Here is a 12197-nt window from a genome sequence, read left to right on the forward strand (position 1 = left end):
CCTCCCTCGTCCGCCTTGCGATCCTTCCCCTCGGCCCTGGCGGGCCTGGGGAGACCCCATGGCACCGGCCACCGCTCCCTGATCCGCCCTGACCGGCAAGACGCCCCCTGGAAGGGTGCGCGGACCGAACCCCTAAGGTGTGCCCATGCCCAGCGTCCTGGTCGTGGAAGACGACCCCAGCATCCGCCAGTCACTCATCGAGGTCCTGGCGGAGCACGGGTATGCCGTACGGAGCGTGGGCGACGGATTCGGCGCCCTGCGCGAGGTCACCCAGACTCCCGTCGACGCCGTCGTCCTCGACCTCGGCCTGCCCGATCTGGACGGGGGAGACGCACTGCGCATGATCCGGGGCATATCCTCCGTCCCCGTCCTGGTGGCCACCGCCCGCGACGACGAGACCGAAATCATCAAGCTCCTCAACGCCGGCGCCGACGACTACCTGGTCAAACCCTTCTCCGGTGGACAGCTCATAGCCCGCCTCTCCGCCGTCCTGCGGCGCACCAGCCACGTGCCCCCCGCGGGCGCCGCCCACACCGGGCCGGGGGCACGGCCGGCGCCGGCCGCCGACCCGCTGGGCGCCACCACCGTGGGCGAGCTGGCGGTGGACCCCGGCGCGCGTACCGCCTACCTGGCCGGCCGGGAGCTCCACCTCACCCGGCGGGAGTTCGACCTGCTGGCCTTCCTCGCCCACCACACCGGCCAGGTCGTCTCCAAACGCCGGCTGCTGACCGAGGTCTGGCGCGAGCCGTACGTCGACGACCAGACCGTCGACGTGCACCTGTCGTCACTGCGCCGCAAGCTCGGCGAACGCGCGGCGGCCCCGCGCTACCTGCTGACGGTCCGCGGCGTCGGCATCAAACTGGTGGCCCCGCGGTGAGACGCTCACTGGCGGGAGTCGCGCTCGCCGTGACGTCCATGGTCGCCCTCTCCTTCCTCATACCCCTGGGCGCACTGGTGATGTCACTGGTCAAGGAGCAGAGCGTCACCGCGGCCGAGCAGCGTGCCGCAGCCCTCGCACCCGTCCTCACCCTCACCACGGATCCGTCCGCGCTGCGGGAATCCGCCGCCGGACTCGACGCGGCCGAGCACCTCGTCATCCATCTCCCCGACGCCCAGAGCCTCGGTGACTCCCAGGCCCCCGTGAAGCTGCTCGAACGGGCCCAGCAGGGACGCGAGTCCATCTCCCAGAAGACTCCCGGCGGATGGATCTGCCTGCAGCCCGTGGTGCTCCCCGGTGACCGGGTCGCCGTCATCGAGAACTTCGTCCCCGAAGAGGAACTGACCCGAGGGGTCAAAGCCTCCTGGGCGGTCATGCTCCTGCTCGCGGTCGGCCTGGTCGGCGGCTCGGTGCTGGTCGCCGACCGGCTCGGAGCCAAGGTCGTCCGGTCCTCCAAGAAGCTCGCCCAGGCCTCGCACACCCTCGGTCAGGGCAATCTGGACACCCGGGTGGAGCCCATGGGCCCCAAGGAACTGCGCGACGCGGGCGACGCCTTCAACGCCATGGCCCACCGCATGACAGAACTGCTCGCCATCGAGCGCGAACTGGTCGCCGACTTGTCCCACCGGCTGCGCACCCCGCTGACCGCCCTGCACCTGGCATCGGAGCGGATGGCCGGCACGCCGGAGTCGGCCAGGGTCGAGGCGGCGGTGCACGCGCTGGAGTCGGAACTCCAGGCCATCATCACCGCGGCGCGGACACCCCTCGCCGTGGGCCCGATGGGCCACGGCATGCGCAGCGCGGAAACGAGTACGGGCCGGCAGGCGACCGGGACGGGGCCGGCGTCCGATTGCCCCCGGTGCGAGGCCGCCGATGTCGTGCGGCGCCGGACCGCCTTCTGGGCGGTCCTGGCGGAGCAGCAGAACCGCCCCTGCTCCCTCGACCTCACCCAGGAGCCCACGGCTGTCAGCCTCAGCGACGACGACATCGCCGCGGTGGTGGACGCGCTCATCGGCAACGTCTTCAGCCACACCCCGCCCGGCACCGCGTTCGGTGTCCGCGTCGCCCGTACCGCCCAGGCCGTGGAACTGGTGGTGGAGGACTCCGGACCGGGCATCCCGGAACCGGACCGGGCCCTCTCCCGAGGGAGCAGCACGGGCTCCTCCGGGCTCGGCCTCGACATCGCCCGCAGGGCCGCGGCCGTCACCGGCGGCACGATGCGGATCGCGCACGGCCCGCAGGGAGGCGCGCACATCACCGTGGTCTTCGCCCTGGCACCGCCCCTGCGGCCCGAGCGCGGGCCGCGCGGCTCGCGCAGGCGTGCGCGATGGTGGCCGCACAAGCGGTGACCGCGCACGGTCCGCCGGGTCGATGGTGCGGGGGACGAGCCGCGCGAGCTGTGGCAGGATGCCGCGATGATCTCCAGCTCGCCGATACCGCATGTCGTTCCCGCAGGGCGGATGGCCCGGTCCGAACAGCCCGTACTCGCGCTGCCCGGCGGGTGGGAGCTGCGCCCCTGGCACCCGGACGACGCCGAAGTCTTGTACGCCGCCGGCCAGGACCAGGCCATTCGCCTCTGGAACCGCCTGCCGGTGAACTCCCCGGAGGAGGCGCGTCAAAGGATCGAGCGCATGCGCCGGCGGTGGCAGGCCGGGCTCGCCGCGATCTGGGCCGTCGCCCGGCCGGGCGACGAGGCCACGGGCCTGATCGGCTGGAACGACGTCGACCTGCAGGGCGGCAGCGCCGAGATCGTCTACTGGCTGCTGCCCGCGGCACGTGGTGGGGGCGTCGCGGTCGAGGCGACACGGCGGGTCAGCCGGTGGGCACTGGACGATCTCGGCCTGCACCGGCTGCGGTTGTGTCATTCGGTGGCGAACCCGGCGTCGTGCCGCGTGGCGGACCAGGCCGGATACTCCCTCGAAGGCACCATGCGCAGCGCACTGCTCCACGCGGACGGATGGCATGACCAGCACCTGCACGCCCTGGTCCGGGGCGATGTCTGATCCTGCGACGGCAGCCACCGCAGGGGGTGCCGTCGGCGGCCCGGCACGTCGGCCCGCAGATCACGCCTCCGGCGCTACTGCACCCCACCGACAGCGCCCTGCCCGGGCCGCGGCTCCTGTACGGGGCGAAGGACGGGATCGATCTCCGCCAGGGCCTCGTGCAGCTGACGGGCTCCCAGGGCGGTGCGATCGTCGCCGTCCTGCGCCAGCTCTGCGCAGAGCCGTAGCGCCTCGTCCAGGTCCGCGGAGAAGATGCTGAACACGTCGATGACCGCGGTGTGGATCCAGTCGCCGTGATTCGGGTCGGCCACCGCCAGCGCGGACGCGACGATCGACAGCCCCGCCCTGTCCTTGCGCCGGAGCAGGCACTGTGCGGTGCGCCGGGTGACGAAGGTGCCGCCCGTGTCGAGCACCAGCTCCAGCAGGGGTCCGCGTGCCTCCGGCATCTCGGCGAACCCTGCCAGGCCGGCGCCGGCATCCGCCCGGTCGCTCCAGTCGTCGCTCCGTCCGAGTTCGACGAGTGCCGTCACCGCCGCACGCCGCAGGTCACTGCCCACTCGCCCCCACCCACCTCTCCCATGACCCCGGGCCGGAACAGCACCGAGGTCGCTTGCCCGATGATCGCCAGGACAGAACCTAGTCGGCGGCGGCCAGCGGCAGCAGTGCGGGGCGCTTCGCGGTGCGGCCGTCGCCGGAGGAGTGGCCGCGCAGGCGGCGGCCCAGCCAGGGGCCGAGGAACGCGGCCGCCCAGCGCAGTTCGGCCGCCACGGACGAGCCGCCCGGGGCGGCCGGCCGCGGTGGCAGCGGGTGCGTCCAGGTGTCGTCGCTGCCGGGCAGGCCGACGGCGTGGGCGAGGGCCGCGGCGATCCGCTCGTGGCCGACGGGGCTGGCGTGGAGACGGTCCGTGGTCCACATCCGCGGGTCGGTCACGGCGGTCGGCCGGGCGGTCTCGGCGACGGCGACCCCGTGGCGGGCGGCCGCCGCGCGGATGCGGTCGTTGAGGTCGGCTATGCGCGGTGCGACGGGTCGGGCGAGGGGCACGAGCACGCTGAGGTCGGGGAAGGTCACCGTCGCCACGCGGGCCCCGGCGGCCGTGAGCGCGGCGAACATCTCCTCCAGGTGCCCGGCGACCTCCGCGGCGTCGAACCGGGGCCGGAGGATGTCGTTGACCCCCGCGACGACGGTGGCCAGGTCGGGGCGCAGGGCCAGGGCGGGGCCCAGCTGTTCGGCGCGGACCTGCCCGGCGAGACGTCCCCGGACGGCCAGGTTGGCGTACTGGAGGCCGGGGTTGACGGCGGTGAGGTGTTCGGCGAACCGGTCGGCGAAGCCGCGCAGGCCCACGGTGTCGTCCCCGTCGCCGAGGCCTTCGGTCTGACTGTCGCCCAGGGCGACGTAGCGCAGGTACTCACCGTTCGGCACGGGCCGGCCTCTCCTTCAGGATCGCCGCGCTCCGGCGGCACCAGTCGCGGTGTCCCTGCTCGAAGGCGAGGCCGCGCAGACCGGTCAGGTACCCGCCGATCCGCTCGCCGTGGAGCAGGAACTCCTCCTCGTCCAGGTCGCCGCGCATCTTGCGCAGCACCCTGCCGAGCAGCTCGATCTTGGCGTCGGCGGCCACCGCGCGCGCTTCGAGCTGCGCGATCACCGGTTCGATGCCGATCCGGTCGGCGGTCTGGACCTTGACGAGCAGGTCGTCACGGATGACGGAGGACTTCAGCGGGGCCGCGGCGAACTCCTCCAGTTCGGTGCGGCCGGCCTCGGTGACCTGGAAGAGGCGCTTGTTGGGCCGGGTCTCCTGGACCACCTCGCGGCCCTCGACCAGCCCTTCCTTCTCCAGCTTGGCCAGCTCGGCGTACAGCTGCTGGGGCAGGGCGTGCCAGAAGTTCGCCACGCCGATGTCGAAGGACTTCGCCAGCTCGTAGCCGCTGAACTCGCCGTCCAGCAGCGCCGCCAGTACGGCATGTCGCAAAGCCATCGCGGTCGCCCCTTCCCCTTCTTCGCCGACCCCTGCATCATACTCATGAAAGTGACTAGTCAGATTCATGAGTATGAGGAGGGGTCATGGAGACTGCCGAACGCTTCCGCGCCGCCGTGGAGAAGCGGGATCTCGCCGGGCTGGAGGGCCTGTTCACCGAGGACGTCCGGTTCTACAGCCCGGTGAAGTTCACGCCCTTCGAGGGCCGGCCCGTGGTCCTGGGACTCTTCGGGGTCCTGATGCGCGTCTTCGAGGACTTCCGCTACGTCGGCGACTTCGAGGGTGCGGCCGGGACCAGCGCCGACGGCGCGGAGGCCCCGGCCGAGGTCCTGCTCTTCCGGGCCGCGGTGGACGGCCGGGAGATCCACGGGATCGACCTGCTCCACTTCGACGAGGCGGGCCGGATCAAGGAGTTCACCGTGATGGTCCGCCCGCAGTCCGCCGTGCAGGCCCTGGGGCAGGCGGTCCTCGCCGGCCTGGTCGCCGACGGCCTCGCGTAGGCGGTCGGGACGGTCGCCCAGGCGGTCGGACAGCGCCGCTCTCGGCGTCGGTCCTGTGGACGCCGGTGCCGGAGTGCGGACGGCCGCCGTCGCCCGCACTCCCTCGTCGTCACATCAGGACAGTGTTGCTACGGCAGGTGCCGGCCGGGGACCGGACGCAGGACCAGGGTGACGAAGCCGAAGCTGTCCCGGTAGCCCCGCAGCCATTCCGCACGCCGTGCGTGGGCGGTCTGCAGCACCTCGGCGGCGTCCGGATCGTCAGGGTGGTCGAGCGCCCACGAGGCCAGCGAGCCCAGGCAGGACCACTCGTAGTCGTCCAGCTCCGCGCGCGTGCTGACATGGGCGTGCACGGGAGCCCAGCCGTCGGCGACGACGAGGTCCACGGTGGTCGCCAGGTCGTGGAGCTCGCCGAAGATCTCGACGGCCTCCGGGGAGGGCGCGCGGTCCCAGAAGCTCTCACCGAGCAGCACGCGGCCGCCGGGAGCCAGGTGCTCCCGGGCCGCCGCGAGGGTCGGCAGCAGGCCGCCGAAGGCGTGGGTGGACCCGACGCTGAGCACCAGGTCGAAGGGCTGGCCGGAGACGAAATCCTCGGCCTTCTGCTGGTGCACGACGAGACGTTCCCGGACGCCGAGCAGGTCCGCCGACCGGCGGGCCTGCGTCACGGACTCCTCGGAGGTGTCCACGCCCTCGGCGTGCAGACGGGGGTGCGTGGCCAGAGCGCGCAGCAGCCATTCCGCGGTACCGCACCCCAGGTCGAGCGCCCGCGCGCCGTCGCGCGGTGCGCCGTGTTCGAGCAGCCGGCGTACCGATGCGTCGTCGAGCGGGGCCTTTATGGGGTGGTCGGCGTGGGCGATCCTGGAGATCTGTTCATGATTCACCGGGGCAGCTTGTCAACGCCGGAGCCCGCGCGCACCCCATTTGCGTCCGAGTGCCGAACGTCTTTCAGCGACCGGCGGACCTCCGCTCCCAGGCCCGCGCGAACATCTCGTGCAGGGGCGCCGTCGGCAGCACCCGGCCGAAGGGGGAATGGACCGAGTTGCTCCACAGCGGGCGCACCCGGTGGGTCGCCAGCTTCACCGTCTCCAGCGGCAGGTTCGGGGCCTTCAGCTCGGTCCATTCCCCGGGCAGGAACACGGTCCGGCCCGCCCGTGCCCGCTTGGCCTCCATGACCGCGCCGGTGGCGAGGAGTTCCGCCTGGACCTCCTTGTGCCGCTTGGCGGACCAGCCGTTCCACCGCCGTACGTTCCGGTCGGTGGGGGTGGCCAGCGCCGCCACCTGGAGGTACAGCGCCGCCGCGTCCGCGCCGACGCCGAGCTCACCCGCCACCAGCGTGACCAGCTCCGGGCAGGACTGCCGCGGATCCGCCTCGTACGCACCGGCCGGCACCGGTCCGGAGCGGGCCCGCAGCATCATCCGCTCCAGCCCGCCACCGGCCACCAGTGGCGCCACCCGGTCCAACTCCTCCGTGAGGTCGGTGACCTCGCGGACCCGCCGCCACACCTCGGGGTCGGCGACCGCCGCGGGCCGCAGGAACGAGGCGCCGCCGGGCGCACACACCACCAGGGGGCCGGAGTCTACGCGGTCACCGGGACCGGGCCCTCCTCCTTGCGGTCGTCCATCGCCACCGGCAGCAGCCCGGGCCCGAACCGCTCCGCGATCCGCGCCGAGGTGTCCTGGACCCGGCCGCCGGGCAGCGCCAGCAGCAGCTCCGGACGCGCCAGTTCGGCTCGCAGCCGCTCGTACACGTCCATCGCGCCGGCCACCGCCGGATCCCCGACGGGCCGGTCCGTCCAGGCCCACACGAGCGCGCTCGCCATCCCGCGGAGGTCGAGGCCCACCGGGGTGCGGTACGGCAGTTCGGGCCCGGCCGGGGGCACGGCACGGACCTCCACCCCGATGCCGTACCGGGTCGCCGCCAGCTCCCAGCCGGCCGCCTCCACGGGCGCGTTCACGGTCGTGTCCGCGGCGGCCTCCCAGCCGCCCGCCAGCCGCCGGGCCCACACCTCCCCGAGTCCCAGGTCCGTCTCCAGGGCGTCCGCCGCCTCGTCGTGCACGGCGGGCAGCGCCCCGAGCAGCTCCCGCCACACGCCGGCCATCCGCTCCACGGCCGCGTCGACCCCGCCCGGCCGCCACAGCTCGGCCGGGTCATCGGGCAGAGCCGCGGCCAGGACGGCCCGCCGTCCGGCGCCGCCGAGCCGCGCGCGCAGTTCCTCGTACGCACCGGCCGTCATCACGGTCGCCCGGTACGGGGCCTTGCACGCCAGGGCGCGGTCCTCGTCCCGGTGGGCCCGGCCGACCAGACCGGCCACCACGAGCCGGGCCACGGCCCGCCGGACACCGGTCAGTTCCGCGAAGCGTGCGGCCGCCGACTCGGGCACCGGGACCGGCCCGTGCGCCTCGACCGCCGCCACCAGGGACCGGAGCCGGGCGGCGTCGTCCCGCCGCACCCGGACCGGTCGGGCCTGTGCGAGGGCCGCCCGTACCGGGTCGCCGTCCGGGTCCCCGGCGGCGGGCGCCACGAACCAGCACGCCGACCCGCCGGTCCGCAGCGCGGCTGACGCCACGGCGGTCCCGCCCGCCCGCAGCCCGTCCAGGGCCGCGGAGTCGGAGGTCCGGCCCACCCACCACCGGCTGCCCGCACGGGCGAACGGCTGGTCGGCCCAGGTGTCGAGCAGTGCGAGCAGGGCGGTCCGGTCCGTGTCCGGGGTCGGTGCCACCGCCGCCCGCCATGCCACTGCGTCGATCGAGCCCAGCAGGTGCGACCAGTCGTGCGGCGGCGCGGGCGGCGAGAGCCGCCGCACTTCCTCCCCGATCGTCCCGGCCAGGCAGGCGCCGTCGGCGGCCAGCGCGGTCAGCGTCGCCGGCAGGGCCACGTCCTGGGTCCGCCGATGCGCGTCGTCCTCCCCGTTCGAGACCAGCCCGAACAGCGCGGGCAGCAGCTCGGTGTCCCGTGCGGACCGGCGCAGCACGACCGGCGGGGCCTCGGCGAGCAGGGACACGCGCCGGTGCAGGGCCCGCCGCCGCTCCTCCACCCGGGCCGCCCGCCCGGCCACCATCACGACCGCCTCGACCAGTACCGGGTCGGTGACCTCAGGCAACTCCCGGGCCACGGCGGCGCGCAGCGCCTCCTCGCCGGTGAGGGCGGCCGCCAGCAGCGTCTGCGCCGTCTCCCCGCCCACACTCCGCAGCGCCCGGGACCCGGCCGCGTCCCGCGTGCGCAGCAGGTACCAGAAGGCGGGCGGCAGGGCCACGCCCGCCGACACGGTGACCTGCCGGGCCGGCCGCACCCGCGGGTGCTTGGGCGAGCGGTGCCCGTCCAGCTCCCACAGCAGGACCCCGTCGGCGGTGTACGCGCGCACGCCTGTACGGGTCTGTGCCTCGGCCAGGACCACGTCCTCCACCGCGCCCTCCGGCGCGGCCCACAGCCCCCACGGCTCCTGCCCCGGCCGGTCGATGTCGAAGCGCGCCGTCCGTCCGTCCACGCTCTCCACCAGGTAGTGGTCGGGTGCGTGGTCGCGGTGCCGGGTACGGAACAGCACCCGGGTCCCGACCAGCCCGTCCCGGCTGCCCAGCGGGGAGCCGGCCAGCCCGGCGGGCAGCGGTGCCAGCTGCAGCGCCTCCGAGTCCAGGCTCATCCCCACCTCGGACGGCTCCGCGGCGGCATCGGCGCCCGGTGCGCGGCCGGGGAAGTCCGGCAGCGGCACGGGCCCCCGCCGCTCTCCGGTGGCCGGGTCCACCACCTCCCACGGCTGCTTCCCGTAGATCCTGTTGGTCCAGATCCGCGAGCCGTCGCCGAGCAGCAGTTCCTCGCTGTCGATGCCCTCGGTGCCACCCGGACGCAGCACGCGCAGGCCGCTGTGGCGCCCGCCCCCGTCGGCGGACTCGAACTGGAAGCCGTACGCCCCGTCCAGGCTGCCGCCGAACGGCACGAGCCCGCCGACCTCCGCGGGCTCGAACGGCTCCTCGGGCCGGTCGGCCCAGACGGCGGTGTCGCAGTAATAGGGGTTCGGCTTGAGGGTCCAGCTCACCAGGAAGGAGCCGCCCACGTAGTGCACGGCGAACAGGGTCGCGTCCCCGGGAACCGTGAACCGGCAGGACCCCCGCTCCCCGTCCGGGGCGACGGCGACCGCCCGGTCGCGCCCGAAGACCGTCAGCACGGGCCAGGTGCAGGTCACCCCGGCCACGCCCGGCAGGGCTCCGTCGGCCGCTCCCTCCTGCGCGTCGGCCCCGGCGGACTCCGCGAACCCCGCATACACCGACTCGAGGGCCGGCCAGGCCAGTTCCTCCGGCAGACCGGCCGCCAGCGAGCGCCGCAGCGTGCCTGCCGCGCCCGCCCCGGCGAGGGCGTCGGCGATCCCGCCGAGGGCCGTCACCGTCGGCCGGTCCAGCAGGGTCTCCAGCTCGGCCACAGCCTCCTCGGCCCCCGCCATGCCGCCGCCCCCGACCGTGCCGACGAGCTTGCCGACCCGGCCGGCCACCTCGTGGGCGATGCCCTCGTTGCCCGGCAGCAGTGTCACCGCGGACCCGGCGCGGCGCCCGCGCGCGGTCCAGTGGTCGGGGAGCAGATCGGCATGGACCGTCCCCTCCAGCCGGGGGCCGAACACCGGGTCCGCGGCCAGTGCGACGAGGTCCCGCCGGGACCGCTCCCCCCAGAACCGCATCCGGACCTCCGCGCCCGGGTCGGCCACCGCGGCCCCGGCCGCCAGACAGGCGTCCAGCACGTCCGCGTCGAAGCCCTGGTAGTGGTACCGGGTGGTGTGGACCGCGACCGGGGTGCCCGCCGCCCGCAGCCGCGGCCCCAACCGGCCGACCAGGTCGAGGAATTCCGCCGGCAGCGGCTGCCGGGAGACCCCGCCGCCGGACTGCAGCGCGTACTGGTACATGCGGACGAACTGTCCGACCCAGTGCGGCAGCCCGCCCTCCGGCACCACCCGCCCGGCCGCCATCGCCTCCGTCGCGCCACAGCCGATCAGCATCCGCAGCCAGGCCCCGCCGTCGGTGACCCCGGCCGGAAAGACCTCGACCAGTCCGGCCATGACGGCGTCCGTCGGCGGATGGGCCGTCAGGACCGGCTCCGCGGCGGTCAGCAGCGCTTCGGGCACCGATTTCCCGCGGGTGACCGACAGGATCGCGCCCACCATCCGCGCGGCTTCGCCGTCCCCGTGCCCGGCCGCTTTCGCCGACGCCCGTACCCGGCGCACCAGATCCGCCGGCAGGTCCGCCCGCGAGCCCGCCCAGGCGGTCAGGAACGCCTCCAGGGCCGTGTGCGCCGCCGCCGGATCGAGCGTCTCGGCGAGGAAGCGCTGATGGGCCCCGAACTCCTTGGCCGGCATGGCTCCGCCCGCCGCGAACAGCAGGGCGTTGGCCCGGCGGTAGCCGGGATCGACCGGCAGCCCGTGCTCGGCCTCGGCCGCGCGCGCCGCCGCGTAGGCCCGCCCGCCCGCGCGGCTCCCGTACCCGATCAGGCGATGGCCCACCGTGTCCCAGAACCAGGGCAGGTGGGCCGGCGGCAGCCGCCGTGCCCGCGCCGTCATCGTGTCGACGAACCGGCCGGGCTTCTCCCGGGACCGGCCGAGCTCGGTGTACATGTCCTCGGTCAGGTCCCGCGCGATCGTGGCCGCCCCCGGGTCGTGGGCGGCGACCCAGTCGGCGTACGTGGTCGAGGCGTGCGGACGGGAGGCGGGCACCAGGGCATCGAGCGAGACGATCATGCTTCGCATCGTCGCACGGGCCACTGACACCACCGGGCCACGGCCTCCCGGCCTTCCTCTAGAGTGCTTCCGTCCCGTACACGTGACTGTGACCCCGGCCGGGCGGCGCGTGCCGACCCGCGCACGGGCCCGAGCGAGGAGCAACCGTGACCGACCTGGCGTCCATATCCCTGCAGCAGGAGATCGCCCGCGATCTCCAGGTGACCGCGTCCTTCGACGCACGGCAGGAGATCGAGCGCCGAGTGGCCTTCCTCGCCGAGCGGCTGACCTCCACGGGCCTGCGCGCACTGGTCCTGGGCATCAGCGGCGGCGTGGACTCCACGACCGCGGGCCGACTGTGCCAGCTCGCCGTCGACCGGGTGCGCGCCGCCGGGCACGAGGCGACGTTCTTCGCGATGCGGCTGCCCTACGGAACCCAGGCCGACGAGAAGGACGCGCAGCTGGCGCTGGACTTCATCCGGGCCGACCGGGTCCTGACCGTGGACGTGAAGCCCGCGAGCGACGCCGCCCTGGAAGCAGCGCTGGCCGGCGGCACGGTCTTCCGCGACGCGCGCCACCAGGACTTCGTGCACGGCAACGTCAAGGCCCGGCAGCGCATGATCGCCCAGTACACGGTGGCGGGCGCGCACGACGGCCTCGTGGTCGGCACCGACCACGCCGCCGAGGCGGTCTCCGGCTTCTTCACCAAGTTCGGCGACGGCGCGGCCGACGTCGTCCCGCTCACCGGCCTCACCAAGCGCCGGGTACGCGCCCTCGCGGAGGAGCTGGGCGCGCCCGCCGAGCTGGTCCACAAGACCCCGACCGCGGACCTGGAGACGCTCGACCCGGGCAAGCCCGACGAGGACGCGCTCGGCGTCACCTACGACGACATCGACGACCTCCTGGAGGGCAAGCCCGTCGAGGGGCCCGCCTTCGCGGCCATCGTCGCCCGCTACCGCCTCACCGAGCACAAGCGACAGCTGCCGATCGCCCCCTGAGCAGCCCCGCGCCGGCCCCGGCACTGAGCCGAACGGCTCAATGCCGGGGCGACGACGGGCCCGCCCCGCACGGTCGCACCTATCGTGGAAGTGACCT

Annotated in this window: 11 protein-coding genes; 5 read left to right on the forward strand and 6 right to left on the reverse strand. The window is 74.5% G+C overall.

All coding sequences use genetic code 11. From position 1 onward, the window contains the following. Positions 1 to 145: 145 nt before the first annotated feature. From ACZ4YL_RS33735 to ACZ4YL_RS33745, 3 genes are all read left to right on the forward strand, one after another. Positions 146 to 877: a response regulator transcription factor gene (locus ACZ4YL_RS33735; RefSeq protein ID WP_328792272.1), complete on the forward strand. Its 732-nt coding sequence runs from the start codon at positions 146 to 148 to the stop codon at positions 875 to 877. Next, entirely contained in the window at positions 874 to 2286 is a 1413-nt protein-coding gene (locus tag ACZ4YL_RS33740; RefSeq protein ID WP_468121611.1) for a sensor histidine kinase, read from the forward strand. Before ACZ4YL_RS33735 ends, ACZ4YL_RS33740 begins: the two co-directional genes overlap by 4 nt. A 66-nt stretch (positions 2287 to 2352) precedes the next feature. Beyond that, on the forward strand, positions 2353 to 2940 hold the full coding sequence (locus ACZ4YL_RS33745) for a GNAT family N-acetyltransferase (RefSeq protein WP_468121612.1): 588 nt from the start codon (positions 2353 to 2355) through the stop codon (positions 2938 to 2940). 74 nt (positions 2941 to 3014) lie between these two features. On the opposite strand, the gene ACZ4YL_RS33750 is transcribed toward ACZ4YL_RS33745, so the two are convergent. The 3 genes from ACZ4YL_RS33750 to ACZ4YL_RS33760 all read right to left on the reverse strand — a co-directional run bounded on the left by ACZ4YL_RS33750 (position 3015) and on the right by ACZ4YL_RS33760 (position 4912). Next, complete coding sequence (locus tag ACZ4YL_RS33750; RefSeq protein ID WP_468121613.1) at positions 3015 to 3497, reverse strand: hypothetical protein; 483 nt, start codon at positions 3495 to 3497, stop codon at positions 3015 to 3017. A gap of 79 nt (positions 3498 to 3576) precedes the next feature. Next, positions 3577 to 4359, reverse strand: a complete 783-nt coding sequence (locus ACZ4YL_RS33755) for an SGNH/GDSL hydrolase family protein (protein ID WP_468121614.1) — start codon at positions 4357 to 4359, stop codon at positions 3577 to 3579. Then, the gene (locus ACZ4YL_RS33760) at positions 4346 to 4912 is read right to left on the reverse strand and encodes a PadR family transcriptional regulator (protein ID WP_468121615.1); all 567 of its coding nucleotides are present in this window, start codon (positions 4910 to 4912) and stop codon (positions 4346 to 4348) included. Before ACZ4YL_RS33760 ends, ACZ4YL_RS33755 begins: the two co-directional genes overlap by 14 nt. 86 nt (positions 4913 to 4998) lie before the next feature. On the opposite strand from ACZ4YL_RS33760, the gene ACZ4YL_RS33765 reads away from it, so the two are divergent. Next, positions 4999 to 5412: a nuclear transport factor 2 family protein gene (locus tag ACZ4YL_RS33765; protein WP_468121616.1), complete on the forward strand. Its 414-nt coding sequence runs from the start codon at positions 4999 to 5001 to the stop codon at positions 5410 to 5412. A gap of 128 nt (positions 5413 to 5540) precedes the next feature. On the opposite strand, the gene ACZ4YL_RS33770 is transcribed toward ACZ4YL_RS33765, so the two are convergent. The 3 genes from ACZ4YL_RS33770 to ACZ4YL_RS33780 form a co-directional block, all read right to left on the reverse strand. Then, the gene (locus ACZ4YL_RS33770; protein ID WP_468121617.1) at positions 5541 to 6290 is read right to left on the reverse strand and encodes an SAM-dependent methyltransferase; all 750 of its coding nucleotides are present in this window, start codon (positions 6288 to 6290) and stop codon (positions 5541 to 5543) included. 64 nt (positions 6291 to 6354) lie between these two features. Continuing rightward, on the reverse strand, positions 6355 to 6972 hold the full coding sequence (locus ACZ4YL_RS33775; protein WP_468121618.1) for a hypothetical protein: 618 nt from the start codon (positions 6970 to 6972) through the stop codon (positions 6355 to 6357). 14 nt (positions 6973 to 6986) lie between these two features. Beyond that, positions 6987 to 11123: a hypothetical protein gene (locus ACZ4YL_RS33780; protein ID WP_468121619.1), complete on the reverse strand. Its 4137-nt coding sequence runs from the start codon at positions 11121 to 11123 to the stop codon at positions 6987 to 6989. Positions 11124 to 11269: 146 nt separating this feature from the next. Here ACZ4YL_RS33780 and nadE point away from each other — a divergent pair, with 146 nt between their 5' ends. Further along, positions 11270 to 12100 carry an ammonia-dependent NAD(+) synthetase gene (nadE, locus tag ACZ4YL_RS33785; RefSeq protein ID WP_468121620.1) on the forward strand — a complete coding sequence of 277 codons (831 nt, stop codon included), beginning with the start codon at positions 11270 to 11272 and terminating at the stop codon, positions 12098 to 12100. The last annotated feature ends 97 nt before the right edge of the window (positions 12101 to 12197 follow it).

Source organism: Streptomyces sp. NPDC030021, from assembly GCF_055574035.1.

What these genes read in the sequence shown, in the direction of transcription:
- ACZ4YL_RS33745 (WP_468121612.1), top strand. Translation starts at nt 2,353, where the DNA reads ATGATCTCCAGCTCGCCGATACCGCATGTCGTTCCCGCAGGGCGGATG.
- ACZ4YL_RS33735 (WP_328792272.1), top strand. Translation starts at nt 146, where the DNA reads ATGCCCAGCGTCCTGGTCGTGGAAGACGACCCCAGCATCCGCCAGTCA.
- ACZ4YL_RS33780 (WP_468121619.1), bottom strand. Translation starts at nt 11,123, where the DNA reads ATGATCGTCTCGCTCGATGCCCTGGTGCCCGCCTCCCGTCCGCACGCC.
- ACZ4YL_RS33760 (WP_468121615.1), bottom strand. Translation starts at nt 4,912, where the DNA reads ATGGCTTTGCGACATGCCGTACTGGCGGCGCTGCTGGACGGCGAGTTC.
- ACZ4YL_RS33765 (WP_468121616.1), top strand. Translation starts at nt 4,999, where the DNA reads ATGGAGACTGCCGAACGCTTCCGCGCCGCCGTGGAGAAGCGGGATCTC.